Origin of the sequence: Nitrobacter sp. 62-13, from assembly GCF_001896955.1 — a bacterium.
Lineage (GTDB): Bacteria > Pseudomonadota > Alphaproteobacteria > Rhizobiales > Xanthobacteraceae > Nitrobacter.
The window spans coordinates 17,576-17,986 of record NZ_MKRN01000033.1; the positions used below are offsets into that span (position 1 = coordinate 17,576).

Genomic DNA, 411 nt, shown 5'->3' on the forward strand with positions numbered 1-411 from the left:
CGCCACGCGATCGGTGCTGCTGGTGGATGACAGCGCCTTTTTCCGCAACATGCTGGCGCCGGTTCTCAAGGCCGCAGGATACCAGGTCCGCCTCGCGACCAACGCGCAGGAAGGTCTCGTCGTTCTGCGGTCGGGTCAGGAGTTCGACGCGATCCTCACCGATATCGAAATGCCTGACATGAACGGTTTCGAGTTCGCCGAGACGGTGCGCTCCGATCGCCGCCTCAGCGGAACTCCGATCATCGCGTTGTCGTCGATGATTTCTCCGGCCGCGATCGAGCGCGGTCGTCAGGCCGGCTTCCACGATTACGTCGCCAAGTTCGACCGGCCCGGCCTCATTGCGGCGCTGAAGGAACAGACCGCCGAAACAAACCGGGTGGCGGCATGAAGGATCAGAGCATGAGCATGGTA

General features: G+C 62.5%; 1 protein-coding gene (running past one end of the window). It reads left to right on the forward strand.

Going from position 1 to position 411, the window contains the following annotated elements; all coding sequences use genetic code 11:
• On the forward strand, positions 1 to 388 hold the 3' portion of the coding sequence (locus tag BGN91_RS04430; protein WP_292610877.1) for a hybrid sensor histidine kinase/response regulator. It extends 2,321 nt beyond the left edge of the window; only the last 388 of its 2,709 coding nucleotides appear in the window; its start codon lies off the left edge, out of view; the stop codon is at positions 386 to 388.
• The last annotated feature ends 23 nt before the right edge of the window (positions 389 to 411 follow it).